This is a genomic window from Mycobacteroides sp. PCS013 (genome assembly GCF_049532645.1).
In the GTDB taxonomy this organism is placed as follows: Bacteria; Actinomycetota; Actinomycetes; order Mycobacteriales; family Mycobacteriaceae; genus Mycobacterium; species Mycobacterium gwanakae.
Window position 1 is genome coordinate 1,268,249 of sequence record NZ_CP150131.1, and the last position, 26,502, is coordinate 1,294,750.

General features: G+C 64.9%; 20 protein-coding genes. 11 read left to right on the top strand and 9 right to left on the bottom strand.

Going from position 1 to position 26,502, the window contains the following annotated elements:
* The first annotated feature begins 37 nt into the window (after nt 1-37).
* The 3 genes from RHO23_RS06215 to RHO23_RS06225 are packed head-to-tail and all read left to right on the top strand — an operon-like array spanning nt 38 to nt 4,138.
* Nucleotides 38-1,573 (top strand): amidohydrolase, encoded by a 1,536-nt coding sequence (locus RHO23_RS06215; protein ID WP_423489182.1) that lies wholly within the window; start codon nt 38-40, stop codon nt 1,571-1,573.
* Complete coding sequence (lnt, locus tag RHO23_RS06220) at nt 1,566-3,371, top strand: apolipoprotein N-acyltransferase (RefSeq protein WP_423488815.1); 1,806 nt, start codon at nt 1,566-1,568, stop codon at nt 3,369-3,371. Before RHO23_RS06215 ends, lnt begins: the two co-directional genes overlap by 8 nt.
* Before the next feature lie 5 nt (nt 3,372-3,376).
* Entirely contained in the window at nt 3,377-4,138 is a 762-nt protein-coding gene (locus RHO23_RS06225; protein WP_044104481.1) for a polyprenol monophosphomannose synthase, read from the top strand.
* A gap of 12 nt (nt 4,139-4,150) precedes the next feature.
* On the opposite strand, the gene RHO23_RS06230 is transcribed toward RHO23_RS06225, so the two are convergent.
* The 5 genes from RHO23_RS06230 to RHO23_RS06250 form a co-directional block, all read right to left on the bottom strand.
* Nucleotides 4,151-4,849, bottom strand: a complete 699-nt coding sequence (locus RHO23_RS06230; protein WP_232784603.1) for an SDR family NAD(P)-dependent oxidoreductase — start codon at nt 4,847-4,849, stop codon at nt 4,151-4,153.
* 77 nt (nt 4,850-4,926) lie between these two features.
* Nucleotides 4,927-5,262: an RNA polymerase-binding protein RbpA gene (locus RHO23_RS06235; protein ID WP_005061379.1), complete on the bottom strand. Its 336-nt coding sequence runs from the start codon at nt 5,260-5,262 to the stop codon at nt 4,927-4,929.
* A gap of 190 nt (nt 5,263-5,452) precedes the next feature.
* On the bottom strand, nt 5,453-6,355 hold the full coding sequence (locus RHO23_RS06240; protein WP_070949722.1) for a class I SAM-dependent methyltransferase: 903 nt from the start codon (nt 6,353-6,355) through the stop codon (nt 5,453-5,455).
* A 67-nt stretch (nt 6,356-6,422) separates the two neighbouring features.
* A complete protein-coding gene (locus RHO23_RS06245) occupies nt 6,423-9,446 on the bottom strand; it encodes an RND family transporter (protein WP_057967050.1) in 3,024 nt (1,007 codons plus the stop codon).
* Nucleotides 9,443-9,841, bottom strand: a complete 399-nt coding sequence (locus tag RHO23_RS06250) for an MmpS family transport accessory protein (RefSeq protein ID WP_052399513.1) — start codon at nt 9,839-9,841, stop codon at nt 9,443-9,445. Before RHO23_RS06250 ends, RHO23_RS06245 begins: the two co-directional genes overlap by 4 nt.
* A 224-nt stretch (nt 9,842-10,065) precedes the next feature.
* Here RHO23_RS06250 and RHO23_RS06255 point away from each other — a divergent pair, with 224 nt between their 5' ends.
* Entirely contained in the window at nt 10,066-16,446 is a 6,381-nt protein-coding gene (locus tag RHO23_RS06255) for an SDR family NAD(P)-dependent oxidoreductase (protein WP_423488816.1), read from the top strand.
* Between the two features lie 75 nt (nt 16,447-16,521).
* A complete protein-coding gene (locus RHO23_RS06260) occupies nt 16,522-17,241 on the top strand; it encodes a thioesterase II family protein (protein WP_030095653.1) in 720 nt (239 codons plus the stop codon).
* Nucleotides 17,242-17,261: 20 nt separating this feature from the next.
* On the opposite strand, the gene RHO23_RS06265 is transcribed toward RHO23_RS06260, so the two are convergent.
* Nucleotides 17,262-17,627: a hypothetical protein gene (locus RHO23_RS06265; protein ID WP_030095654.1), complete on the bottom strand. Its 366-nt coding sequence runs from the start codon at nt 17,625-17,627 to the stop codon at nt 17,262-17,264.
* A 257-nt stretch (nt 17,628-17,884) separates the two neighbouring features.
* Here RHO23_RS06265 and RHO23_RS06270 point away from each other — a divergent pair, with 257 nt between their 5' ends.
* The 5 genes from RHO23_RS06270 to RHO23_RS06290 all read left to right on the top strand — a co-directional run bounded on the left by RHO23_RS06270 (nt 17,885) and on the right by RHO23_RS06290 (nt 22,070).
* Nucleotides 17,885-18,214 carry a hypothetical protein gene (locus RHO23_RS06270; RefSeq protein ID WP_030095655.1) on the top strand — a complete coding sequence of 110 codons (330 nt, stop codon included), beginning with the start codon at nt 17,885-17,887 and terminating at the stop codon, nt 18,212-18,214.
* Nucleotides 18,215-18,350: 136 nt separating this feature from the next.
* Nucleotides 18,351-19,199, top strand: coding sequence for an ABC transporter permease (locus tag RHO23_RS06275; RefSeq protein ID WP_423488817.1), 849 nt, complete (start codon nt 18,351-18,353; stop codon nt 19,197-19,199).
* A complete protein-coding gene (locus tag RHO23_RS06280) occupies nt 19,196-19,945 on the top strand; it encodes an ABC transporter ATP-binding protein (protein ID WP_070916138.1) in 750 nt (249 codons plus the stop codon). Before RHO23_RS06275 ends, RHO23_RS06280 begins: the two co-directional genes overlap by 4 nt.
* Nucleotides 19,926-20,951 carry an ABC transporter substrate-binding protein gene (locus RHO23_RS06285; RefSeq protein WP_064408658.1) on the top strand — a complete coding sequence of 342 codons (1,026 nt, stop codon included), beginning with the start codon at nt 19,926-19,928 and terminating at the stop codon, nt 20,949-20,951. The genes RHO23_RS06280 and RHO23_RS06285 overlap by 20 nt, the downstream gene beginning before the upstream one ends.
* 21 nt (nt 20,952-20,972) lie before the next feature.
* Complete coding sequence (locus tag RHO23_RS06290; RefSeq protein ID WP_423488818.1) at nt 20,973-22,070, top strand: LLM class flavin-dependent oxidoreductase; 1,098 nt, start codon at nt 20,973-20,975, stop codon at nt 22,068-22,070.
* Here the strand turns inward: RHO23_RS06290 and RHO23_RS06295 are convergent.
* On the bottom strand, nt 22,067-22,954 hold the full coding sequence (locus tag RHO23_RS06295) for an SCO6745 family protein (RefSeq protein ID WP_423488819.1): 888 nt from the start codon (nt 22,952-22,954) through the stop codon (nt 22,067-22,069). The genes RHO23_RS06290 and RHO23_RS06295 overlap by 4 nt on opposite strands.
* A gap of 30 nt (nt 22,955-22,984) precedes the next feature.
* Entirely contained in the window at nt 22,985-24,019 is a 1,035-nt protein-coding gene (locus RHO23_RS06300; protein WP_165611427.1) for a GGDEF domain-containing protein, read from the bottom strand.
* Nucleotides 24,020-24,187: 168 nt separating this feature from the next.
* On the opposite strand from RHO23_RS06300, the gene RHO23_RS06305 reads away from it, so the two are divergent.
* Nucleotides 24,188-24,622: a pyridoxamine 5'-phosphate oxidase family protein gene (locus tag RHO23_RS06305; protein ID WP_030095662.1), complete on the top strand. Its 435-nt coding sequence runs from the start codon at nt 24,188-24,190 to the stop codon at nt 24,620-24,622.
* Nucleotides 24,623-24,635: 13 nt separating this feature from the next.
* Here the strand turns inward: RHO23_RS06305 and RHO23_RS06310 are convergent, their stop codons facing one another.
* Nucleotides 24,636-26,492: a CocE/NonD family hydrolase gene (locus RHO23_RS06310; protein ID WP_070942450.1), complete on the bottom strand. Its 1,857-nt coding sequence runs from the start codon at nt 26,490-26,492 to the stop codon at nt 24,636-24,638.
* Nucleotides 26,493-26,502: the final 10 nt, after the last annotated feature.

Consider the following 26,502-nt stretch of genomic DNA (forward strand, 5'->3'; position numbering starts at 1 on the left):
GCGCGTGCATAGCCCGTCGCATCCGGCGGCGACCGCGATGGCCGTGACCGGTGATGTCATCAGCTGGATCGGCGAGGACGACCTCGGTCGTGCCGAGTTCCCGAACGCCGACATCGTCGACCTCGAGGGTGCCTTCGTCGCGCCCGCGTTCGTCGACGCCCATGTTCATCTCACCGCCATCGGACTGTCCCTCATCGGGCTGGACTTGTCCGGGATGTCTTCGCGGGGGCAGTGCCTGGCCCGACTGACCGCGTACGCCGGCGAGCACTCGGATGAGGTGATCTGGGGGCATGGCTGGGACGAATCGCGATGGCCTGAGCGGCAGCCGCTGACCACTGCCGATCTCGACGAGGCCGCGCCTGGCCGGGCCGTCTACCTCAGCCGGATCGATGTGCATTCGGCTGCGGCGTCGACCGCGCTGCGGCAGCAGGTACCCGGGCTTGCCGGGGCCACGGGATTTCATCCCGAACATCCGGTGGCCGGCGCGGCGCACCACCTGTTACGGGCACATGCGCGCGGCGCGCTCTCCGTCAATGGGCGTGCGACAGCGCGGCGCGCGGCGCTGGACAGCGCGGCATCGCTGGGTCTGGTGTCGGTGCACGAGTGCGGCGGGCCGGAGATCAGTGGTCTGGACGATTTCCGCGAGCTGTTGGCCACCGAACATGGCGTGCAGGTCACCGGATACTGGGGCGAGCCGGCGCGCGACGCCGAACACGCGCGCGAGCTCATCGCGTTGACGGGGGCCGCCGGTCTGGCCGGAGACCTCTTCGTCGACGGTGCATTGGGATCGCACACCGCCTGGCTGCAGGAGCCCTATCACGACGCGCCACACACCTGCGGCACCATGCATCTGGATGCCGAAACCGTTGAGACGCACCTGGACTCGTGCACACGGGCCGGTATTACCGCGGGATTCCATGTGATCGGTGACGCTGCCGTCACTCAGGTGATCGACGCGCTGGACCGCGTCGCCACCCGGCACGGCATACCGGCCGTGGCTCGATGCGGGCACCGCCTTGAGCACCTGGAAATGATCTCGGCGGCACAGGCGGAGCAGCTCGGTCGCCTTGGGGTGATCGCCAGTGTGCAACCGGCCTTTGACGCCCTCTGGGGCGGCCCCGATGGTATGTACGCGGAACGACTCGGCGTGGATCGAGGTACACAGCTAAACCCGCTGGCGCTGTTAGCATCCCAAGGCGTGCCCCTCGCGTTCGGTTCTGACGCCCCTGTCACGCCCCTGGATCCGTGGATGACGGTGCGGGCGGCAGCCCATCACCGCACCCCAACCAGTTCCGTCTCGGTCCGCGCGGCGTTCGGCGCCGCCACCCGAGGTGGCTGGCGCGCCCAGGGAGTTCATGACGGTGCCACGGGCACGCTGATCCCGGGAGCACTTGCCAGCTATGCGATTTGGGAGACGGGGGAGTTGACCATCAACACCAGCCAACCGGGTGTACAGCGGTGGTCCACCGACCCACGCTCGCGTGTCCCCGCCCTGCCGGACTTATCGGACGCCGCCGCTGTGCTTCCCAAGTGTCTACGAACTGTGCACCGTGGCACGGTGATCCATGGCTGACGAAACTGTCGACGAGTCCGTTGAGGAGACTGCCGGCCAGGACGTGACCGAGCTGGCCGAGGCCGCCGACGTTCCGGCCGACGAGGAGCCGGAGGCTCCGGCGAAAACCGGGCCTTCACGTGGCGCGGCCTTCGCGGCGGCGGTGCGTGCCCGCGGTATCGCGTTCGGCCGGGCCTGGCTGCGTGCGGCGCCCCGCCAGGGTGCGGCGGTGATCGGCGGTCTCCTGTTGTGCGCGAGCTTCCCGCCCTGGGGTTTCTGGTGGGCGGCCTTCCCGGCGCTGTCCATCCTGGGTTTGGTGCTGTGGTCGTCGAACACCAGGCTGCGCGGTGGGCTGGGGTACGGGCTGCTGTTCGGTCTCGCCTTCTACGTTCCGCTGCTGCCGTGGACGGGCCAGCTGGTGGGCGTCGTCCCGTGGCTGGCGCTGTCGTTGCTGTGCGCGACCTGGGTCGCCTTGTTCGGCGTGCTGGCCGTCGCCGTGCGCCGGCTGCCGGGCTGGCCGCTGTGGTTCGCCGCCGCGTGGTCTGCCGCCGAATGGGGTAAGGCAAGCGTTCCATTTGGCGGATTCCCATGGGGCCGAGTCGCTTTCGGTCAGGGCGATGGTCCGATGCTGAGCCTGGCTCGGTACGGGGGCGCGCCATTGGTGTCCTTCACGGTGGCCCTGGGTGCGTTCGCGGTGACCGCGCTCGGCATTGAGATGTACCGCTGGTGGCGCAGCCCCTCGGTGGGACCAGGCGGTGCGCGTCCGGTGCCCTCGGTGCTGCTGCCCGGGGCGTGCGTCTGCCTCGTCCTCTTCGCCATGGCGGTGAGCTGGCAGCAGGTTCGACACGCCAGCCACGGCGCCACCGATGGCCGCAGTGTCACCGTCGCCGCGGTGCAGGGGAACGTGCCCCGGCTGGGGCTCGATTTCAACGCACAGCGGCGCGCCGTGCTGGACTATCACGTCAAGGAAACGCTCTTGCTGGCCGCGGACGTGAAGGCGGGCAAGGCCCCGGCGCCGCAGTTCGTGGTGTGGCCGGAGAACTCCTCGGACATCGATCCGATCCGCAACGCCGACGCAGCCGAGGCAATCACCGAGGCGGCGCAGGCCATCGGCGTTCCCATCCTGGTCGGCGGCGTGCTGCGGCATCCAGATTCCACCCCCGAACAGCCCAAATCGATCAATTCGGTGATCGTCTGGGATCCCGACAGCGGCCCCGGCGAGCGTCACGACAAGCAGATCGTGCAGCCATTCGGTGAGTATTTACCGTGGCGGACCTTCTTCGCGCACTTCTCCAAGTACGCGGACCGGGCCGGATACTTCGTCCCCGGAGACGGCAACGGCGTCGTCACGGCGGGCGGCGTGAAGATCGGCGTTGCCACCTGCTGGGAGGTTCTGTTCGATCGGGCGCTGCGGCAGTCCACCCTGAACGGTGCCGAGATACTCACCGTGCCGAGTAATAACGCCCTGTTCGGTACGGCGATGAGTGAACAGCAACTGGCCATCTCCAAGGTGCGGGCCGTCGAGCACGATCGGGAAGTCATCGTCGTCGGCACCACCGGGATCAGCGCGTTTATCTCTCCCGACGGCGTCGACGCGGGGCGCACCAAGTTCTTCGAACCGGCCTACATCGACATGCAGGTGCGGCTGCACAACGATGTGACACCGGCCACGCAATGGGGTCCGTGGGTGGAGTGGGCGCTGGCTCTGATCGCCGGACTTGCCGTCCTGGCCTCGGCTGGCCTGGCGATACTGCACAATGGAGGGCTGAAGAGGCCCAAACATGAGGTAGAACCGGCCTCACCGATTAAGGAGACCTGACCGGAGTGGATCCCGTGACCGAACGTCCGAGCGCCCGGACCCTGGTGATCATTCCGACGTACAACGAGCGGGAGAACCTCCCGCTGATCCTTGGTCGGTTGCACAAGGCGCAACCCGATGTGCACGTGCTGATCGTTGACGACGGTAGCCCGGACGGCACCGGCGAACTGGCCGACGAGGCGGCGCTCGCCGACCCCGACCGCGTACATGTCATGCACCGCAAGGAAAAGGGTGGCCTCGGTGCGGCCTACATCGCGGGCTTCGGCTGGGGCCTGGCGCGCCAGTACTCGGTGCTGGTGGAGATGGACGCCGACGGCAGCCACGCACCCGAACAGCTGTCCCGGCTGCTTGACGCCGTCGACGCCGGAGCCGATCTGGCGATCGGATCTCGCTACGTACCCGGCGGTACCGTTGTCAACTGGCCGTGGCGGCGCCTGGTGCTGTCCCGGAGTGCGAACGTGTATGCCCGGCTGGTGCTGGGTGTGAAGCCGCATGACATCACCGCGGGCTATCGCGCCTACCGGCGTGAGGTGCTCGAGAAGCTGGATCTGGCGGCCGTGGAATCGCACGGGTACTGCTTCCAGATCGATCTCACCCTGCGCACCATCGCGCACGGCTTTGAGGTTGCCGAGGTGCCGATCACCTTCACCGAACGCGCGATCGGCGAATCCAAGATGAGTGGATCCATCATCAACGAAGCCCTGGTCAAGGTGACCAAATGGGGCGTCCAAAGCCGTCTGGACCGGGCCCGCGGCATCAATCGCTGAGGGAGTCAGTCCTCACGCATTGCGGGCCATCAGGCCGCCGTCGACGGGGATGACCGTGCCGGTCAGGTACGAGGCGGCCGGTAGGCACACGCTCAGCGTCATGTGGGCGACCTCTTCGGCGCGGCCGTAGCGGCGCAGTGCGGTGCGCCTGCGCGCATAGGTGTCCTTGTCCTCGGCCGAGATCGCTGCTGTCATCGCGGTATCTATGGGACCCGGGCAGATGCAGTTCACGGTGATTCCCTCCCGCCCCAGGTCGACCGCCAAGCTCCTGGTCAGGCCGGCCAGACCGGCTTTGGCCGCAGCGTACGGGCTGTCGTACGGCGTGGCGCCGAGAGCTTCCGTTGAGGCGATGTTCACCACGCGCGGGGCGGGGGAGTCGCGCAGAAACGGTAGCGCCGCACGGACGATCCGTTGGGGTGCGCTCAGATGCACGGCAAGTGAGCGATCCCAGGTGCTGCCGTAGTCGGGGTCATCAAGTGATCTGAACGCCGCGAAACCCGCGTTATTCACCACAATGTCCAGCCGGCCGAACCGTTCGGCAACCGCCGCGACGACCTCGATGATCTGTGCCTCGTCGGTGACATCCAGTGCCCACGGCACGGCGGACTCACCGATCTCCGCGGCAACCGCCTGCGCATCCTCCAGCCGAAGATCGGTGACCGCGACAAACGCGCCGTCTTCGGCGAAAATCCGGGCCGTGGCCTTTCCCATCCCGCTGGCGGCACCGGTGATCAGCACGGCTGAACCCGAGACGGACCTGCCGGGGGCGCTCATCAGGGCGGGTGGTTCTAGCCCCGGCGACGGCCCTTGATCAGTTCCAGACGCTCCTTGAGCAGCTCGTCGAGCTCCTCGACGCTGCGGCGCTCCAGGAGCATGTCCCAGTGCGTGCGCGGGGGCTTGACCTTCTTGGGCTCGGGCACGTCGCCGTCGAGCAGGGTGCCCTCCAGGCCATTGCGGCATGCCCAGTTCGCCGGGATCTCGGCGTCGTGGGCGAAGGGAACGTCGAACTCTTCACCGTTCTCGGTGCGGTAGCGAGCCATGCGGCGAGGCGCCAGGTCGTGGTCACGATCGGTTTCGTAGCTGACGGCACCGAGTCGGCTGCCTCGTAGAACACGATCTGCCATGTGTACTTCTCCTCTTCACTGCGGGTCTCTGCACTCGGATCCCGCGCTCAAATTGCTGGTGGCTGTCTAGCTCAACGCCGTACCCGGGGCATTAGTTCCCTGTTCATGCAGGTTGTGGCCCTCATTATAGCTGGTGAACGCCGTTGCGGCCGTCACCGCTTCGCATCGCGGATATGTGGCGAGCCCACCGTCAGGTGCGCTGCGCTGTGGTGATCGCCGCCCGGCCGTCGGCAGGTGATCGACTGGCATATGCCGGTGCGTAATGCCGCAGCAATTCGAGCGTGGTCAGGTGCTGGCGGCACTGGAATCCATGCGAGGCCAGCAGCGCGTCGGCGTCTGCCGCGGTGAGACCGGTGAGGTACGGCTCGCCGAACCGTGCCGCCGCTTCGGTCCATAGCCGGGCACGCACCGACTTGTTGTCTCCGCCCGTGACGACACTGGTGTCCAGGTAGTCGAAAACCAGCAGGCTTCCGGGCGCGCAGACCGTCGCGAGGTCGGCAAGTGTCGCGTCGAGCGCGTCTTGGGTGAGGTAAGCGGTCACACCGAGCCAGACGAACAGGCTTGGCCGGGTGGGATCGAATCCGCTGGCGAGGAGCCTTTCGCGGAGTATGTCGTGTTCGAAATCGCAAGGAACCCACACGATTTCATCGTTGCTGTCGGCTGGTTGGAGCCGTTCCATGACGGCTCGTTTGTCCGCCTGGGTAGTCGGTGCGTCGACCTCGAAGATCTTGATCGGGCCGTGCGCGACGCGGCGCAAGGTAGTGGTGTCGAACCCCGCGCCCAGGAGCACGAGTTGATCAACGCCATCATCGATGGCCTTCTTGAGGACGTCATCGGTATAGCGCACCCGCAATACCAAAAAGAAGTGACCTGCGGCGCCGAATACCGATTTGAGTACCCCGATAAATCCGCGGGCCACCAGCGGATGAATCAAACAGGCACGTAATAGCGGGCTACGGATGAAATAGCGTGAGTAGGGATCGTTGAGGAGACGTCGGCGGGGTGATTGCATCGTCTCGGCCGCGCGTTGCGCGGCGCAGGATTGCGCGGTAAAACTCGCCCGGCGATCAAGGCGGCGGCTATTCGCACTCATACCCGGTCTTCCAAATCTGGTGGACGGCAATTACCAATTCTGCAATTTCTGTACACGGATTTCCTTTTTATGCCTGGCTCGCACTGTGTCGCGGGCCGACCAATGCCGGATCCGTTTCCCGCAATGCGCGGCACGGCACTCGCATGGGCCACCAGAACCACCGGCCCAGAATGGTGGCGATGGAGGGGATGACGAGTGAACGGACGATGAGTGTGTCGAGCAGGAGTCCGACGCCGACGGTCGTGCCGATCTGTGCCAGGGTGCTGGAGTAGCCGGCGATCAGCGCGAACATCGTGAAACCGAAAATCAGGCCCGCTGTGGTGACCACGCTGCCGGTGCCCACCATGGAGCGGATGATGCCCGTCTTGATTCCGGCGCGGAGCTCTTCTTTGAATCGGGCGACGAGCAGCAGGTTGTAATCGGCGCCGACCGCGACAAGAAATATGAAGGAGCATGGCGCCACCGCCCAGTGCAAGGGCAGACCGACACCGTGTTGCCAGATGGCGACACTCAGACCCCATGCGGACAGGAACGAAAGCCCCACGGTGCCCACGACGGCGATCGCGGCGACGAAGCTGCGTAGCAGCAGCAGGACCACGCAGAACACGAATGCGAAGGCCGCCACGGCACTGGTGATGAAGTCCTCCCTGGCGAAGGCGGCGATGTTGAGCAGTGTGCCGCCAGCGCCGCCGATGCTCACCTGGCTCCCGCCGAGTGAGGTGCCTTTGAGTGCTGATTGCGCCGCGGGGATGATCTTCGCGCTGTAGTCCATGCTCTCTCTGCTGAACGAGTTCACATCGCCCATGACGAGCATTCGGGTGATCTTGCCGTCCGGTGAGAAGAAGACGGAGAGTGCGGACTGGAACAGCGGGGATTCGAAGGCCTGGCTCGGAAGGAAGAAGTACCCGCTCGGGTCTCCCTTCATATAAGTGTCGGCGATCTCACGCAGGAATTGGGTGACCTCGTTCATCTGTACGAGCAGCGAGTCCGCCATGCCGCGGATGGGGGTCAGCGTTCGTTGTGCGTCGCTGAGGAAACGGTCCAGCAGCTGAACTTGTGCCACCAGGTTCGGCAATGACTCCGAGGCCACGCGGGAGGCGTCCACGAGATCCTCGAACTTTCGCCCCCCGGCCTGATTGAGTCCGTCGAGAACGGCCAGGCCGGTGAGCGCGGTATTGCAGGGCAGCAGCTGCTTACAGTCCGGGACCATATCGACCAGTTGTCCCGCCGTGTCGATGCCGGCGGCGAGCATGGGCTGCATCTCATTGTGGATGCCCTTCGCCATCTTCAACAGGTCGATGAGGCGCGCCCGGGTGGCCTGGCCCCCGCCGCCGGGAAGGTCGACGGCCCGTTGGGTGACTCGGAGGTCCTTGAGGACCACCTTGACGCCGACGGAGAGCTGGTCGATCTGGCCGGTGATTCTGGCGATGCCGTTGAGCTGTGTGCTGACCATTTCGGCGATTTGGGACATGCGTTCGCCGATGTACCCGCCTTGATAGGTCAGGGTTCCCTGGGGCAGTGGCGATATGAGGGGGCGGGTGATGCCCTGCACCGCTTGCACGCCGTCCACGCTGTAGACGGCATTGGTCAGCTTGGCGAGCGCGATCAGGTCGGCAGAGTTGCGCATGTCGTGATCGGATTCGACGAACAGCAGATTCGGGTTCAGCATGTTCGGCGGCAGGTGCCGATCCGCGGCGTCCAGGCCCAGATTCGCTTCGGTATTGGCCGGTTGTGCCGCCCGTTCGTTGTAGCTGATGACATACGTCGGTAGGACGAGAATCGCGAGTGCGAGTACGGCGAGGCTGCCGGCGAGTACCGGGCCGGGCCAACGGACCACGTGCGTGGCGATGCGCCGCCAGCGGCGGATGGCCCGATCTCCGCGCGGCTCATACAGTCCGAGCCTGCACCCGATCGCCAGCAGTGCGGGGCCGAGGGTCAACGCCGCGGCAAGGGCGGTGAGGATGCCGATGGTGCAGGGCAGGCCGGACGTGGAGAACGCCGCGAGTCGAGTGAGTGTCATGCAGGCGGTCGCGCCCGCCACTGTCAGCCCGGAGGCAAAGATGATGCGCTGCACACTCGACAGCGCGGTGAAGTAGGCGGTGGTCGGGTCCTGGCCCGCCCGTCGTGCTTCTTGATACCTGCCGAGCAGGAAGATGCCGTAGTCCGTTCCCGCGCCAAGGACGATGCCGGCCAACAGACTTGACGCAAATATGGAGATGCCGATGATCCCGCGTTCACCGAGCAGGGCGACGATCGGACGAGCGGTCACCAGAGCGACCGCCACGACCAGTAGCGGCATCGCCGCCGTGAACAGCGAACGGTAGGTCAGCGACATGATGATGGTGATGCAGATGGCGCACGCGATGATGATCGGCAGGATCGAGCGGTTGATCGCGAGTAGTTCGTCATTCACGACCGCGGAAGGTCCGGTCACGTAGATCTTGACCCCGGCTGGGGGCGGGTAGGCCTTGACGATGTCGCGCACCGCTTGGGTGGATTCCATGGCCAGCGCCGTGCCCATGTTTCCGGCGAGGTTGAGATAACTGAAAGAGGCCTTCCGGTCCTGGCTTTCGAATGCCGGGGCGAATGACGGGTCGGACCACAGATCGATCGTTGTGACGACGTGCTTCTTGTCGGCCTTGAACTTCTCCATCAGATCGGCGTAGTAGCCGTGCATCTCCGCGCCGAACGGCTTGTCTCCCTCGGCCAGCACGGCGACGAAGTTGTTGGTGCCGCCGTTTCCGAAGTACTTGCCCATGTTGGAGAGCGCCTGCACCGAGGAGGCCTCGTCGGGCAGGAAGGACAACGCGTGTCCCTCGATCACCTTCTCGAGTTGGGGCCCAGCGGCATTGAGGCCGCAGGCGAGCAGCACCCACAGCACGACGATCGGGATGGACAGTCCGTACAGCAGCCGGGCGTACAGCGGTCTGTGCTGTCCGGTGTCGGTGCTGGCGTAGGTCTCTCGGCGGAACGGCACGGAGAATTCGTTGCGTAGCCGCTTGCCGAATGCCCGTGATCGATCGGAGAACCCGTTGCCGTCGGCGGGCGCAGGTATGGGCCCCGTAACCGCTTCGCTCTCGTCTTTTTTCATGCGACTTGCACCTTGCAGCTTGCGATCCCGCCGCTGGCGGTTGCGACTTGTTCATCGCGGACCTTGCCGTTGACGGTGATCCGGCATCCAACGCCAGAGCTGTTGGACTGCACGACCATGCTCGTCACCAGCGAAGGTTCCACGGTGCGCAGTGCTTCTTGCCATGGCAGGACGGTGTTGACGTTCTGGTTGTGGCCCTCGTCGTCGAGATAGGACACCGTCGCCGGGGTTCCATCGGGCCCGACGGCCTCGTACTGGATCGTCCGTTCGGAGAGCGTGCCCAACGTGGGGAGACGGCTCACCGTCCCTGCCGCCTCATCCGGGATCTCGCTTGAGCGCAGTTTGAGGATGAACAAGGCCGCGACGGTAAGCACCGCCAGCACAACGAGATACACCCAGGCGTTTCTCATGGAGCTACTTTCGGGGGGATCAACAAAGTCATCTGAAACACCCTTCGTGTTGCCAATCAGACGGGTACAGTCCGAACTCCACGGAATGACACGGCAGGCACAGCATCGTTAGTGGTCAAGATGATTCCAGATGAGCTCGAACTGTCTCGCTATTTCGGAAAAAGTTCCATCGTCTCCCGATAGTTCAACAACTAGGAGAGGGCCGAGCATTGGTTGCAGTGGCTATCATTGGCATCGGATGTAAATTCCCCGGAGGAATTGGTGATCCGGAGAGTTTCTGGAACTTTGTGTTACGCAAAGGCGACGCCGTCGTTGATATTCCGAAGGATCGCTGGGACGCGGATAAGTACTACGACCCCGACCCCGATACGCCCGGCCGGATGTACACGCGGCGAGGCAGCTTCCTGACCCAGAGTTTCCGACGGTTCGATGCGGATTTCTTCGGGATCTCGCACCGTGAGGCTGCCGTCCTGGACCCACAGCAGAGGCTTCTTCTCGAAACCACCTGGGAAGCCCTCGACGACGCGGGCATCGCCGGACAGGCGCTGGGCGGGAACGTGGGTACCTTCATCGGCGGTTTCATGAACGACAATATGATCAGCCGGGGCCTGGCCCGAAACCTCGAGAAGATCAACAACTTCGCCGCCTTCAGCGCGTCTCAGACGTTGTTGTCCAACCGAATCGCCCACGCGCTCGACTTCTGGGGGCCGAGCATGACCGTGGACACGGCATGTTCGTCCTCTCTGGTCACCACGCACCTGGCGGTACGGGCGGTCGCCGACGGTGAGTGCGATGTGGCGCTTGCCGGCGGAGTGAACGTCATGTTCCAGCCGGAAACGTTCATCACCATGTGTAAGGGCAGATTCCTCGCGGCCGACGGCCGCAGCAAGTCGTTCGACGCGGCAGCAGACGGTTACGGCCGTGGCGAGGGCGTCGGAATCGTGGTGCTCAAGAACCTCGAGCAGGCACAGCGCGACGGTGACCATATATATGCGGTGATTCGCGGCAGCGGGGTCAATCAGGACGGCAGGACGATAGCGCTGCCCGTGCCAAATCCGGTGTCGCAGCAGCGGCTTGCGGATCGCGTGATCAAGGAGGCGGGCATCGACCCGGCCTTGGTGGGATACATCGAGGCGCATGGCACCGGTACCAGCGTGGGCGATCCGCTGGAGGCGCAGGCACTGGGGCACTCGTACGGCAAGGTTCCCGGTCGCACGCAGCCGCTGGTGATCGGCTCGGTGAAGAACAACTTCGGCCATACCGAGGCCGCGGCGGGTGTCGCGGGTTTGATCAAGGCCGCGCTCACCGTGCAGCGGCGGACCATCGCGCCGCAGGTCGTCCTCGACAAACTCAACCCCGAAATCCCGTTCGACGAGTTGCAGATCCGCATCCCGACCGAGGTCGAGCCGTACCCGGACTTCGGAGCTCCCGCGTACGCGGCGGTGAACAGCTTCGGCTACGGCGGCACCAACGCGCATGTCATCGTGCAGGCGCCGCCCGCGGCCGCCGAGCCGCAGGCTCCCGCACGTGACAGCATTCGGATCTTCCCGGTCTCCGCCCGCAGTGGGGCAGCGTTGCATGAGGTCGCCGGACGGTACGCCGAGCTGTTGGGCTCAGATCTCTCCGAGGAGGGTGCGCAGCGACTGAAGACCGCGGCCACCGGCCGTCGGGCACAGCATTATCTGCGTAAGGGCTTCATCTATCGCGATGCCGACGACCTTCTCGCGCAGCTGAACTCCTATGCGGAAAGCGAAGAAGCGGCCCCGGCGCGTGCTCTCGTCGAGGGCATCTCCGATCCCGTGTTCGTCTTCAGTGGGATGGGCCCGCAGTGGTGGGGGATGGCGCGCGGACTGTTGCAGACCCCTGGTGTCTTCCGTGACACCGCCGCCGAGATCGACGCGGTGTTCCAGGAGATCTCGGGCTGGTCGGTGATCGCCGAGCTGCTGCGGCCCGAAGGGGACTCTCGCGTCAGCAGCACCGAGATCGCCCAGCCGGCGAATTTCTTGGTCCAGTCGGCGCTGGCAGAGCATTTGCGGCAGTTCGGGATCCGGCCCACCGCGGTAGTAGGACACAGCGTTGGTGAGGTAGCCGCGGCGTACGTGAGCGGCGCGTTGTCCTTGCGCGACGCCGCTACGGTGTCCTTCCATCGCTCCCGGCTGCAGGCCAAGACAGCGGGCTCGGGCGGCATGCTCGCGGTCGGTCTGGATGCCGAGGAAGCCCAGCGCCGGGCCGCGCGCTTTGGAACGGCAGTGTGCGTCGCGGCGATCAACAGCGCCTCGGCAACCACATTGTCCGGTGACTCCAAGGCCCTGCAGACACTGCACGATGAGCTCGCAGAAGACGGGGTCTTTGCCCGGATGCTGCACGTCGAGGTTCCGTATCACAGCCAGCTCATGGACCCGATTCTCGGGGAGCTCGCGACCTCGCTGGCCGGCCTTGCCCCCCAGCAGGCAGACGTGCCGGTCTACTCGACCGTCACCGGTGAGAAGATCGACAGCGCGGCATTCGCAGACCCGGACTACTGGCTCAAGAACGTGCGCGAAAGCGTCCTGTTCGCGAAGGCCATCGACACCCTCATCGAGGATCGGTACCGGGTGTTCCTGGAGCTCGGACCGCATCCGGTCCTGCTCGGGAATATTCGGGAAAGCTTTGTGCGCCACAGTGTCTCCGGTGCCGCGGTCCAGACCTTGCACCGTGACCAGAATGATGAGCAGTCGGTGCTGCAAGCCGTCACGGACCTGTATGCGGTGGGCGCCATCGACGCGCCCGGCGAGGCCGGTCTCTACGAGAACGGTTCCGTCCCGCACATGGACCTGCCGAAATACCCGTGGTCGCAAGAGGAACTGTGGGAAGAGGACGCCCTGACGTTGCGTGCGCGCTACGGCGACGCTGATCGGTTCGCGCTCCTGGGCGACCGGGCGGAGGCGCTGACGCCACAGTGGGAGGTCACCCTGGCTGCCGCGAATCTGCCCTGGCTGCCCGACCACACGGTCCTTGGCTCGATTGTCCTACCGGGAACCGCGTACCTCGATGCCGCGCTGTCGGCAGTGCGGCAACGCTCCGGCCGGGGCCAGGCAGGCTTGGACTCGGTGGTCTTCGCGGTGCCTTTGGTGGTCGCCGAACACGACGCGCCGATCACCCGTCTCACCGTGGACGAGCCCACCAAGCGGTTCACCGTCAACGGCCGCTCCGCGCATACCCAACTGTGGACGGCACATGCCAATGGCAGGCTGGTCGAGGCGAATCTGGGGGCCTTGCGGATTGAGGTTCCGGCACAGTCCGAGTTCGACAGGATCTTTGACGGCGAAGACGTCTACAAAGGATTGGCCGCGGTCGGGCTCTCCTACGGTCCTGCCTTTCAGCGAATCCAGAGCGTGCGTATCGGGTCGGCCGGCTGTGTTGCGCAGCTGACGACTCCGGAAGCGGTAGACGCGTCGGGGTCGGCACTGCGCCACGCCGTTCATCCCGCGCTCGCCGATGCCGCCCTGCAGTGCATCGCGGTTCTGCTGGCGGCACGTCCAGAGCTGGATGTGCCTCCGACGGCGCATATCCCGGCCTCGGTGGACCGGGTACGTCTGTACCACGAGGTGCCCCAGGACCCGATAGCGTTCGTCGAGATCACCAGCACGCAGCCGCTGCGCGCGAACGCCTATCTCGCTTCGCAAGACGGTGAAGTCGCCTTGGCCTTGACCGGAGTGACGCTGCGGCCCGTGGGATCAGCGCTGGACCCGCTCTCCGAGCTTGATCAGTACTTCTACGAGCCTCGTTGGGAGCCTTTGGAGGAGGAAGCCGAGGGGCAGCCCGCCGCCATACCTGCCGCCTCCAGAAGCACCGCCGCCCGGGCCGCGAATGTGATCGTCGAGATCGGCGATGCGGCGGCCGCTTTCGCAGAAGGCGCCCGCCGTGCGGCCAGCACCGGTGCCGTGATCCTGAAAGCCGACCCGGGAGCAGATCTCGCCGGCGCTTTCGCGGCAGCGTTGCACGCGGACGCGTACTTACGTGTCCTGGCGACTGTCGGTGCCGGAAAGACGTTGGTGGAGAACCTGCATCAACTCGTCACGATCGCTCAGGCGTTGCGGGTAGTTCTGGAAGCCGAGACCGAACGCGGTGTCGTGAGCCCGGATGTGCAGGTGGTCGTCGTGAGCACGCGCGCCTTCCTGGCCCCGGGCGACAGCGGCCTGGACCTTGATCAGACCGCGCTCGTGGGAGCACGCCGGGTGTTGGCCAACGAGCAACACCCCGCCAAATGGTCCCTTGTGGATCTGCCCGATTCGGCCACGCCGGACGAGGTGGCCGCGGAGATCGGTGCGATGAATCGAGCCGAAGAAGTCGCGGTGCGTGCGGGTGAGCGGTGGACCCAGCGGACGCGCCGGTCGCTTTCCGAACTCGTTGCACCGTGGGAAGAACCATTCGAGCCCACCGACCCGGAGGTGGCCTACGAGGTACAGATCCCGGACACGCGCACGCTCAAGGACATCGCGCTGCGCGCATGCGATCGCATCGAACCGGGTCCCCGGCAGGTCGAGGTCCGCGTCGAAACCTTGGGACTCAACTACAAAGACCCGCTGAAGGTCCTGGGAATCCTGACGGAGCGCGAGCTCGGCGAAACATATTTCAAGCTGGAGCCCGGGATGGAGGGATTCGGTGTCGTCACACGTGTCGGCTCCGCGGTCAACGAACTCAGAGTCGGGGAGAGCATCGCGGTGGCAGAGCGTGGGCTGCTGCGACGCTACCTGACGTTCGATCTCGATGGCGGTGCGGCATGGGAACGGATCGACGAAGAGCACCTGCAGCGTGAGGATTTCGATCCGCTCGCGGTGGGCTCGGGTGTCCCGTTCTTCACGGCGGGTTACGCCTTCTACAAACTCGCCGATCTGCAGCCCGGTGAGACCGTCCTTATCCACGGTGCGGCGGGCGGCATGGGCATGGGCGCGGTGCAGATCGCGGTCAACATGGGCGCGGTTGTCTATGCGACTGCCGGTAGCGAGGAGCGCCGTCGCGCGGCGCTCGAGCTGGGCGCAACCGCGGCCTTCGACTCGCGCTCGGTCGGGTTTGTCGACGACATACTGCGCGTCACCGAAGGACGCGGTGTCGACGTCATCTACAACTCGCTGCCCGGCGAGATGATCGCCCAGAACTTCGCGGTCGCCGGGGAGTTCTGCCGGATCATCGAAATCGGGAAGGCGGATATCTACTTCGGCGGCGCGGTGGATCTCAAGGCCTTCAGCGGGAACTTGTCGTTCCACGCGATCGACATGGACCGCATGCTGCGGCTGCGGCCCGAGACCTTCCGCGAGCTCCGGCGTGAATGCACCGAGATGCTCACCTCGGGCAAGCTCACCCCGCTGCCGTTCACGAGATTCCCGATCGAAGATGTGGTGGGAGCGTTCGAAGCGGTGTTCCGGGCGGCGCACATGGGCCGGATCGTGCTGGATCTGCGGGATCAGACTCCAAAGCTACTGCCGCGCAAGCCAGATACCGCCCCGGTGCGCCCCGGCCACTCCTACCTCATCAGCGGTGGGTTCGGCGGGTTCGGGTTGGCCACCGCACGCTCGTTGGCCAGGGCCGGCGCCACCCACCTGATCCTCGCGGGTCGCAGCGGCGCCACCACCGAGGTGGCGCGGGCGCAGATCGAGGCGTTGCGCGCCGCCGATGTCGACGTGTGGGAAGAACGGATCGATATCAGCGACTACGACCAGGTCTCGGATCTGGTCGCGAAGGTGGAAGCGTCGGGACATCCGCTGCGCGGAGTCTTCCACGCCGCCGCGGTGGCCCATGATGAGGTGTTGGCGGATATCAGCGCGGAGTCGCTGTACAAGGTCTTCGCGCCGAAGGTCGATGGTGCCCTGAATCTGGATAAGGCCACGCGCGAGCACGATGTACCGCTCGACCACTTCGTGCTGTACTCCTCGATCAGTGGTCTCATCGGCATTGTTCCGCAGGTGACGTATGCGGCCGCGAACAGCGTGCTGGACGGGCTCGCTCAGGCACGGCACGCGGCCGGGCTGCCCGCCCTGTCGGTGAGCTGGGGCGCGATGAGCGGAGGTGGGATGGCAGAGGTGGAGGCCATCGTGAAGTTCCTCGACTCCGTCGGGTTGCGCCGTCTCAACATGGATCTCGGGGCGACGCTCATGCACGAGTGCTCCCGATTCCAGCTTCCGCATGTCGCTATCGCGGGCGTTGACTGGGGAGTCTTGCGCACTCCGTTGCCCTCGACAGCCAAGAGCACACGTTTCGCTCATCTCTCCGCGGAAGCTGCTGCGGTGTCGAACGAACAGGCCGCCTTCCGTGCGGCGGTGCTGGCCCTGCCCGAGGAGGAACGCGGCCCGATGGTCACCAAGGAACTGGCCAAGGAACTCGCCAATGTCCTCAAGGTTGACGTGGACAGCATCGATCCCACCGGGCCTATCGCCGATCTGGGTATCGATTCCCTGATGGCGGTGGAGTTCGCCGCACGGGCCGGTAAGCAGTTGAACATCCAGATCAGTGCGTTCCAGTTCACCCCGGATCTCACGCTTGAGGCCGTCGGTGCACGCGTCGCACTACTCATTGCGCAAGGGGTCGGCGATCCCGAGCATGACGCGATATAGAGGATCGGCGTGACTGTTGCGACTCCGCTCGAATGTTGGTGGTGGCCAAGGGCATATCAGCCGTCCCTGCCCACCGTGCTGTTTTTCCCGGGCGCCGGCGCAAATCACGCCGGCGAGCAGCACCTGGTCCCGCATCTGGCAGGGGTGAACTTCGGGGTGTGGCGGATGCCGGGGCGCAGCACCCGGTCCACCGAGCCCTCCCCGGAGAACCTGCGCGCACTGTCGGAGGACTGTGCGGCGGCGATCGTCGGGCTCGGTTGCCGCCGGCCGGTTCTCGCGGGAAAGAGTTTCGGCGGCCTGTTCGGTTACACGGTCTGTCAGGCATTGGAGTCGCGGGATTTCGCCGTGGGCCGGTTTGTCCCGGTGGTGAGTGGGCATCCGTCCTTGTGGCGCATGGATGCTCTCTACGCCAAGACCCGGGGCCACAACCCGAAACAGCACGCACTCTGGAGGCTCACCAATGACGAGCAGCGCGGGGCGTGGCCACCGAAGAAGATAGCGGACGAGTCATTGCTGGAGCAGGCGCGGCTGCATGCGGTGATCGATTTCAGTCTTGGCCTGCAATCGATCTCGCGCCGCCGGATCAAGACGGCGATCACGGAGGTGAGCGCAAAGGATGACGAGGTGATCCCGAAGTTTGCGCCACCGCGCCGATGGGCCCCGTACACGAAGGGGGAGTTCACAAGCATCCTCGTGACCGGCGGGCACTACTTCTATTGGTCGAACCCGCAAGCCTTGGCGACCATTTTGACGCACGAGGCCGAGCTGGCCCTCGGCGGCTCGTACTCCTACTAGCCGCCGGGGCCGCCGTCGTACTACGGGGTTTCGCGTTGGCAGTCCGGGCCGGTGTACTGCCAGTTCGGGTTGCTCGAGTACTCGCAGCCCGGGCCTACGTACTTCCAGTTCGGGGCCGGAGGCGGCAGTTGTCCGCCTTCGCCGCGCCAGTTGGGTCCTGCATACCGCCAACCCCACTGGCTGAACCAGCTGTCGGGGTTGACACAGCCCTCCATGGTTCCCGGACCCCAAGGGGGCGGGGGTGAGGGATACGGTCCGTTGAAGCACACATCCGCGGGGGCGGGGCTCGGCTGTGCCGACGCCAGGCCCGCGTTGATGACAGCGACCGGAGCGGCGATAACACCCGCTGCTAGCACGGCCTGCCCAAGCTTGATGATCTTGTTCATCGCACAACCTCCGACGTTGGATGCCGCTGTGATTGGGCAAGATTAGCGCACAATTATCCGTTTTCCTTGCAATTGTGCTAATTGCGCTCGATCGCTTTGCACGACGTGGCGTCAGTCGTGTCGCACCAGCTCTCACCAGTCATGTCGTCCGTTTTGGTGATGCCGATTTCTCACATCCGCCGACGGTCAGGCGGTTCGCTGGTACCGAGCGGACCTTGCGCACCTGGCGTCGCGAGCCACCGCTACGCTTCCAAGACGTGGCACGTCGCAAACACGCTCAACCCTGCAAATGGTGCGGGCGTGAAGTCGACGACGCGGAACTGGGCCGGCGACGCCAGTACTGCCGACAATCCTGCCGTCAGCGTGCTTATGAGCAGCGTGCCGCCGTCAAGGGCACCTCGGTGCCCGCCGATGCCGTGGTGCTTACGGCCGATGAGGCGACAGACCTGGCCGACCGGGTGTATCAGGCGCGGTGCGCGGCCGAGGATGTTGCCACCGCGGTCGAAGAAGGTGCGACCCACGATGAGCTGCGTGAGCTGTGCGAGGAACTGCTGCGCGCCGCCAAGGCGGCCGACGGCTGGCGCTGATTTCTGTCGTTTTCCCGGGATAGGGATACCCGTCGAATCAGCGCGATATTAATTCTTCACCGAATCCGAACGCGCCCATAGTGTGTCAACACTGTCGATACGCAGCCGCCGACCCGTGAGGATTCCTGAGCTTTTCATGACCACCCGTAATACGTTGGTGGCCACTGCGGCGACTGACACAGATGCCCCCGTTGCCACCCCGTCCCGGTGGGAGTGGGTACTCAATCGGCGGTGGGAGATCGTTCGATTTCTCTCACCGTTCGCGGTGCTGCTCATCTGGCAGGCGGCCAGCGCCTGGGGGCTGATCGACCCGGAGATATTGCCTGCCCCGTCGACAATCGCCCACGCCGGAATCGAATTGATCGGCAACGGACAGCTTGCCGCCGCACTGCGGGTATCCGGCCTCCGCGCCGCCGAAGGACTGCTGCTGGGCGGTCTGGTCGGCGTGGTATTGGGGGCGGCGGTGGGCTTGTCGCGCCTTGCCGATGCCGTGGTGGATCCGACCATGCAGATGATCCGGGCGCTGCCACACCTCGGCCTCATCCCGTTGTTCATCCTGTGGTTCGGCATCGGCGAGCTGCCCAAGGTGCTGATGGTGGCTCTCGGCGCGGCTTTCCCGCTGTACCTCAACACCACCTCCGCGATCCGGCAGGTAGACCCCAAACTTTTCGAAACCGCACAGGTGCTTGGGTTTTCGTTCTGGCAGCGTTTGCGTGTCATCGTCGTCCCCAGTGCGACTCCGCAGGTGCTTGTCGGGTTACGGCAGTCCCTGGCGCTGTCCTGGCTGACGCTCATCGTCGCCGAACAGATCAACGCCGACGCCGGGGTGGGATTCCTCATCAACAATGCGCGCGATTTCCTGCGCATCGACGTCATCATCTTCGGGCTGGTGGTCTACGCGCTGCTGGGCATAGTCACGGATGCCATTGTGCGAGTGCTGGAACGGCGCGCACTGCGGTACCGATCAATGAAAGGCAGATCATGACAGCGGTTTTCGAGCTCGCAGACTTGTCGCGCCAGTCCGCCACCCCGGCGGCGGAGTTGACGTCGGTCACCAAGTGGTACGGGCGTAATCGCGTTCTCGACGACATCTCGCTGCGGGTCGACCGTGGCGAGATCGTCGCTCTGGTGGGCCGCAGCGGCTCGGGTAAGTCGACGGTGCTCAGGGTGCTGTCCGGGCTGGCCGGTGACCACGATGGTGAGCGCGTGGTGTTGGGCGCTCCCGCCGTGGCCTTCCAGGAGCCGCGACTTTTCCCGTGGCGCTCGGTGCGCGATAACGTGCTGTACGGACTCACCCGCACCAAGTTGTCCAAGGCGGAGGCGCTCTCTCGCGTTGACCGGGCCCTTGATGAGGTGGGGCTTGCCGACAAGGCGCAGGCCTGGCCGCTGACGCTCTCGGGTGGTCAGGCACAACGCGTTTCGCTGGCGCGTGCGCTTGTCGCGGAGCCGCAGCTGCTGTTGCTCGATGAGCCCTTCGGGGCACTCGATGCGCTGACACGGCTCTCGATGCACCGACTGTTGCTGAACCTATGGCGAGAGCACGAGTTCGGGGTGCTGCTGGTAACTCACGATGTGGACGAGGCGATATCACTGGCCGACACCATCCTGGTGCTGGATGAGGGTCGGTTGGTGCACACATTGCGCATTCGCAATCCGCGTAAACCGCAGGGCAAGCACGACAGCGAAACTGAGAACTATCGAGGAGAGCTTCTTGCGCAGCTTGGTGTTTAAGTCCATCGTCAGCGCGACCGCGATCCTGCTGTCGTTGACGGCCTGCACCTCTGGCCGCGACGATAAGGGCGATTCCGCGGTGCCGCAGCTCGTCCCGCTCTCGGAGCTGTCGAATCTCACGCTGCGTGTCGGCGATCAGAAGGGCGGCACCGAATCGCTGCTACGCGCGGCAGGGGAACTGGACAACGCGCCGTACAAGGTCGAATTCTCCACCTTCACTTTTGGCCCGCCGCAGATCGAGGCGCTGACCGCGGGCAAGATCGACTTTGCCGTCACCGGCAACACACCCCCGATCTTCGGGGCTGCGTCCAAGGCGAAAATCAAAGTGGTGTCTGGTTATACGAATGACGCTTCCGGTGACCAGATCCTGGTTTCCGACACATCCCCAATCCAATCCGTGGCAGATCTGCGGGGGAAGAAGGTCGCTGTCGGGAAGGGGAGTTCGGCGAACGGTCATCTGCTACTTCAGCTGCAGAAGGCCAATCTCACCATCAAGGACATCCAGCCGGTGTTTCTGCAGCCCGCCGACGCGTTTACCGCACTGAGTCAGGGGCAGGCCGACGCCTGGGCGATCTGGGACCCTTACACGGCGCTGGCCGACAAACAGCTGAAGGTTCGTACCCTGGTGACCGCTACCGGCGTCGCCAACGGATACGGATTCGGCGTCGCTTCGCAGGTGGCACTGCGTGATGCTCAACGCAATACCGCACTGTCGGACCTGGTACAGCGCATCGCGCGTGCCAGCGCATGGGCCCAAGCCCATCCACAGGAGTGGTATGGAAAGTATGCCGCCGCAATCGGAATCGACCCCGCCGCAGCTGAGCTGGCACAGTCACGCAGCCTGCGACAACCAATACCGCTTACCGGCGAGGTGACGGCCTCGGAGCAGACGCTGACCGACCTGTTCGCGCAGTCGGGCCAGATTCAGGGCAAGCCAACGTTCTCTGATTTCGTCGATAACCGGTACAACGATGCACTCAAGCAGTACTTCACCAAGTCCCAATAACCCACAAGGAGAGCAATTCCCGTGGCCGCCAAGTTCTTCTGGTTCCTGCCCACCAATGGCGACAGCCGTTCCATTGTGGGCGCCTCGCACGCGTCCTCGCATCACACCATCCCGGTGGGTTACCGCGAGCCGAGCCTGCGCTATCTCGGCGAGATAGCCCGCGCTGCGGACCGTTTGGGCTTCGAGGGTGTGCTGACGCCCACCGGCACCTGGTGTGAGGATGCGTGGCTGACGGCATCGGCGCTTCTGGAGCAGACCGAACGTCTGAAGTTCCTGGTCGCCTTCCGGCCCGGTCTGGTGCCACCCACACTCGCCGCACAGCAGGCCGCCACCTTCCAGCGGTTCTCCGAAGGGCGCCTGCTGCTGAACGTTGTCAGCGGCGGCGACGACACCGAGCAGCGCCGCTTCGGCGATTGGCTCACCCACGACGAGCGTTATGAGCGGACCGGGGAGTTCCTGCAGATCGTGCGGGACATCTGGAAGGGTGATCCCGTCGACTATTCGGGCAAGCACTACACCGTGACCGACGCGCGGGTCTCGAAGCCGCCAACACCCTTGCCGCAGCTGTATTTCGGAGGCTCCTCTCCGGCCGCGTTGCCCATCGCGGCCGATCATGTGGACGTGTACCTGACATGGGGAGAGCCGCCTGCCGCGGCCGCGGCGAAGATCGAGACGGTGCGTGCCCTCGCGAAGGAACGCGGGCGCACCCTTCGATTCGGCATCCGGCTGCACACGATCACGCGGGATACCTCAGAGGCGGCCTGGGCCGTCGCCGATTCGCTCGTGGCGGAGTTGACCCCGGAGCAGGTGGCGACGGCCACCGCGTTGCATTCGAAGTCCGAATCCGAGGGACAGCGGCGCATGACGGCGCTGCACGGCGGTCGGCTCGACAAGTTGGAGATCTACCCGAACCTGTGGGCCGGTGTCGGGTTGGTGCGCGGCGGTGCGGGTACGGCGCTGGTGGGCAGTCATGAAGAGGTTGCGAATCTGATCTCCGAGTACCACGCGCTCGGGTTCGACGAGTTCATCTTGTCCGGATACCCGCACCTTGAGGAGGCTTACTGGTTCGCCGAGGGTGTGCTCCCTCTGCTCAAGAAGCGGGGAGCGCTGGCGGCCTAGGTCAGATTCGCACTTTCGTTATCGAGATCGTTGCGCCGCAACCCCATTGGTGTCGACGCCGGTAGGTCGCCGGCCGCGATGACCTGCCGGGTGATGGGGGTGAGTGTGCGAAAGAGGGCCTCCACCTCGGTATCGCTGAGAATGTCGAATACCGGCAGCGATACCCGGTCGGTCCGGTTCTCGATATCGGTCTTAAGCGCGTGTCCCTCTGACGTCAGCTGGGCACCGTGGTCGAGTAGGCCGCGCCGAGTCAAGCCCTCTTCGAGTGTGGTCCATTCTGACTCGTCGTAGTCGCGGCTGCGCATGATGTCGGCTTTGGTGGCACGGCCCGCCGCGACATGAAACACGTTCGATTCACGGCCATCGATGCCCGCCGCGACCAGGGCCGCTACGTGGGCATCGCCACGCTGTTCGCGTAGCAGGGTGGCGGCGTGCCACAGCGTCGCCAGGGGTTCGTCGGGCCAGGGCACGGCGGTCAACGCGGCGTAGAGTGGGCGCCCCGCGGGCGAGGCGTTGCGGGCCGCCCTGCCCAGCAGTTCCGCTGCGGCGCGCAGATTTTCGTCATCGGTCAGGCCATAGCGCCGTAACGCCGCGACAGCACCGGCCTGCCGGGCGGACAGTGCCTGTTGCGGGCTGACGGTTTCCCAGGCGCCTTCGAGTGACTTGACGACACGGAACGAGGCGAAGTTGTAGAACACGGCCTCGACGAGCCGGGGGCACACCATGCCCAGGGGTGCCGAACGGGTGGCAAAGTATCCGCGCCAGAATCCGCGGTAGCCGAGCTCGTCGGCCGCGGCGCGCGCCTCGGGTGCGAAGTAGGTGATGCCGTGGATGGGTTCGAACCGGTCGTAGAAGCGACGGGCGAGATCGATGGGTCGTGCCATCGCTCAAGTGAATCACGCGATACCGTGGCATCAATGGGAAACGCGCGCGGCCTTCTTCGCGGCTTGTCTTCTCGCCATATACATTTCGGCATCGGCCTGCACCAGTAATTTCGTGACCGTCTTGGCCAGTGATTCACCGGAATGTGTGACCAAATCCGCCAGATTCGCGTGCACGCCTCCCATGCTGGCCGTTACCTCGGGGAAGTCACTGGGCAATGGGGCGAGTGCCTGTTCGATGAGGCGCGGATATCCGAGATGCAGCGGCGGGTACACGATGGAGACCAGCGCGAATTCATCTCCACCTAGTCGGGCCAGTAGCGTATCGAGGCCGGCGATTTGCTGTAGTCGCCGTGCGGTACGTCTGAGCACCTCATCGCCCACGTGATGGCCGTGGGTGTCGTTGACAGATTTGAAATTGTTGATATCGATCGTGGCGACCACGATCACCTTGTCCGCGGTGGGGCTGGGCCAGCTGTTGCACGCCATCTCCAGGCCGTGCCGATTGAGCAGCCCGGTCAGATGGTCGTGATGCACCACGTGTTCCCAGCTGGCGAGGTAGCGCGTGATCTGCTCTCGTGTCACGTGGACCACCCATGCGGCGATGACATGCGCGAGCGTGATGGTGACGAGCAGGATGGTCACGATGGGTATTGCCAGGTCAGCGCGAAGCAGGGAACCGATGATGGCGAGCAGGGTCCCAAGGGCGGCTACCGCGGTCTGGATGAGCAGTACCGAACGGCCGTGGATGACACACGCGTAGGCGTTGACGGCGACGAGCCACGCCAACTTGACGAAGGCGATTCCGGAGCTTGTCGCCACACAAACACCCACCATGATGGCGATATCGCAATAGATGAGCCAAGCCAACGACTCGGCGTAAGTAATGGGTTTGCGCCGCGCATACCGAATGCCCCATCCCAGGGTGGGTAATGCGATGACGACGCACAACGCAGGAATGGTCGAAAAGCCCTCGAACGCCAAGGTCATCGCGGCGGCGCCGATGGCTACGGTACAAATCGCTGTCAGGATGGAAAGCGCGCGGCGCAGACCGAATTGCTCGAGCACCTCGACATTTGTCTCAAATGTCTGTCTGTCCGTGAGCGGCGCAGGGCGACGATGCATGACACGCGTTTTGCTTATGGCACCACGCCCTTTCGTTTCCGCAGTGTGGGGTTCAGTGAACCATGACCCGAGTCCGGTGCGCTTGTCGGTGCGGGCTCGTAGGGTGATGCCATGGGATTGAGTTTGGAAGAACGACAGGCATTTCTGGCCGAGCCCCATGTGGCGGCAATTTCGGTGAGTGCCGGTGCGGACCGCGCTCCGCTTACCGTGCCGATCTGGTACTTCTACACCCCGGGTGGCGATCTCTGGATTCCGACGGGCAAGGGTTCGCGCAAGCATCAGCTGATCGAGGCGGCAGGTCGGCTCACGCTCATGGTCGATCGTGAGCAGCCGACGGTGCGGTATGTGAGCGTGGAGGGGCCGGTGACCAAGATCGTGCCGCTCGAACATGACCAGCACCGGCAGGTGGCCGCCCGGTATATCCCGGAGGAGTTGCTCGATGGGTATCTCAAATACTCGGAGGGGTATGGCGAGCAGATCGCGGTCTATGTCTCCCCGGAGCACTGGCTCTCGGCGGACCTGGGCGGCCCGGAGAACTGGGGTTAGCGTTCCCCGTTGACTACCTGGGCAGCGGGAACTGCTCTGTTCCCGGGCTGCCTGCGGGTATGACCGGAAGCGTCAGCACGGACGGGTGCGCGGCATCGTGCAGGATTGTCTGTGTGGCGGAGCGGAGTTCATCGTTCTGCCCGAACACCGCACCCGTATTTGGGTTGGGCGCGTACTGCGGGAAGTCGCTACTGGAGATTTCCAGCCGGATGCGCTCGCCGGCACGGAACTGGTAGCTCACCGGCCATATGTCGATGCGGTATCTGTGTGGCTGGCCGGCGGGGATGGGCCGGCGCTCGGATAAGGATTGTGCCAGCGAGGTTCGGACAATTCCGTTGTTGAGGTTGACGGCGGTGCCATCAGATTGCACGACAACGAGTTTCGCGGTGAAATCGGTGTCCGGCGCCGAGGACGAAGCCCACAGGTCGACCGTGATCGGCCCGGTGACCTCGGTATCGGCGGTGAGTGGCTTGCCGGTGTACGTCAGTACGTCGGGGCGCTCTTCGATGGTGTTCTGGTCGTATCGGCCTTCCGGGGCAGAATCCGCGGCACAGCACGAGTGCCCGCCGGCGCTCGGCACCGGATTGGCAGGGTCGTAGCGGTAGCTGTCAGGTGGATCCCCAGGTGTGGTCGAGTTGCCCAGCGTTCCATGGTGTTTCGCGCCGGGACCGCCGAGGTGATACACGGTCCACTCCGTCTGTGGCAGTGGCCAGGCAGGGGCGCTCTTCCATCGGTTGGCGCCCATCAGGTAGTAGTCGACGCGGGGTGAGTCGGCGGAGACACCGTTGTCGGCCCCCTTGAGAAAGTGATCGAACCACGCCAATTGCAGCTCGTTCACGGGGCTGCTGGCTCCGGCCCCCAGGCCTTTCAGCAGTGGCGAGGGACTCGATGTTTCGCGGCCCCAGGCGAGGTGATCCCACGGGCCGATGACGATGCGCTGATGCTGGCGCGCCTCCGCTGAGCCGCCGCGCGAGGACATGCCGGCGAAGTTCTCCAGGCCTCCGCGCAGGAACGCGTCGTACCAGCCTTCGAAATGCAGGACGGGCACCTTCACGTTCTCGTACCGATCCCGGATGCTCCACCGCTTCCAGTAGTCGTCGCGGGTCGAATGGCGGATCCAGTCGAAGTACCAGGGAGCAACGTGTGGATTGCCCGGCTGCATCGGTGGAAGATCCTGGTACGGAAGAAACTTGAGCCAGCGTTCCGGCTCCGTGGCGGCGGCTTCCAGCTCTCGGGCGGTCGCGTCGTCGCCGCGGTTCTTCGCCGCGGTGGTGGCGATTGTCTCGATCGCCCATGGCAACACGAAGCCGAGCCGGAACGCGCCGCCCTCGTAGGTCCAGCCGTCGTAGTAGTCGGATGCGGTGTTGGACGGGACGATGGTTGTCAGGTGCGGGGGAGTTGTCGTGGCGGCGAGCCATTGCGTCGCGCCGACATAGGAGGACCCGTACATTCCGACCTTGCCGGTAGAGCCGGGTAATCCGGCCGCCCATTCGACGGTGTCATATCCGTCGCTACCGTCATTGCCGAATTCGGTGAATATCCCATCCGATGCGCCCTGCCCCCGAACGTCTTGCACCACCACGAGGTAGCAGTGTGAGGCGAACCAGTCGGGAGTCTGGAACCGCGACGGTTTGATCTGCGCGCTGCCTTTGCCGTACTGGGTGCGCATCAGGATGACCGGCACGGGGTCCTTGAGCTTAGGGCGGTAGACATCGGCACGCAGTACGGTGCCGTCGCGCATGGTGGCCGGTACATCGACTTTTTTGGCCACCGCGCAGGGGCCTCGCCCACCGGCAGGTGGCCAGGACGCAGAGCCGGGGTTCTCGTGGCCGCAGCCTGTGAGAACGAGACTCAGCGTGGCGGCGAGCATTCCCAGACGT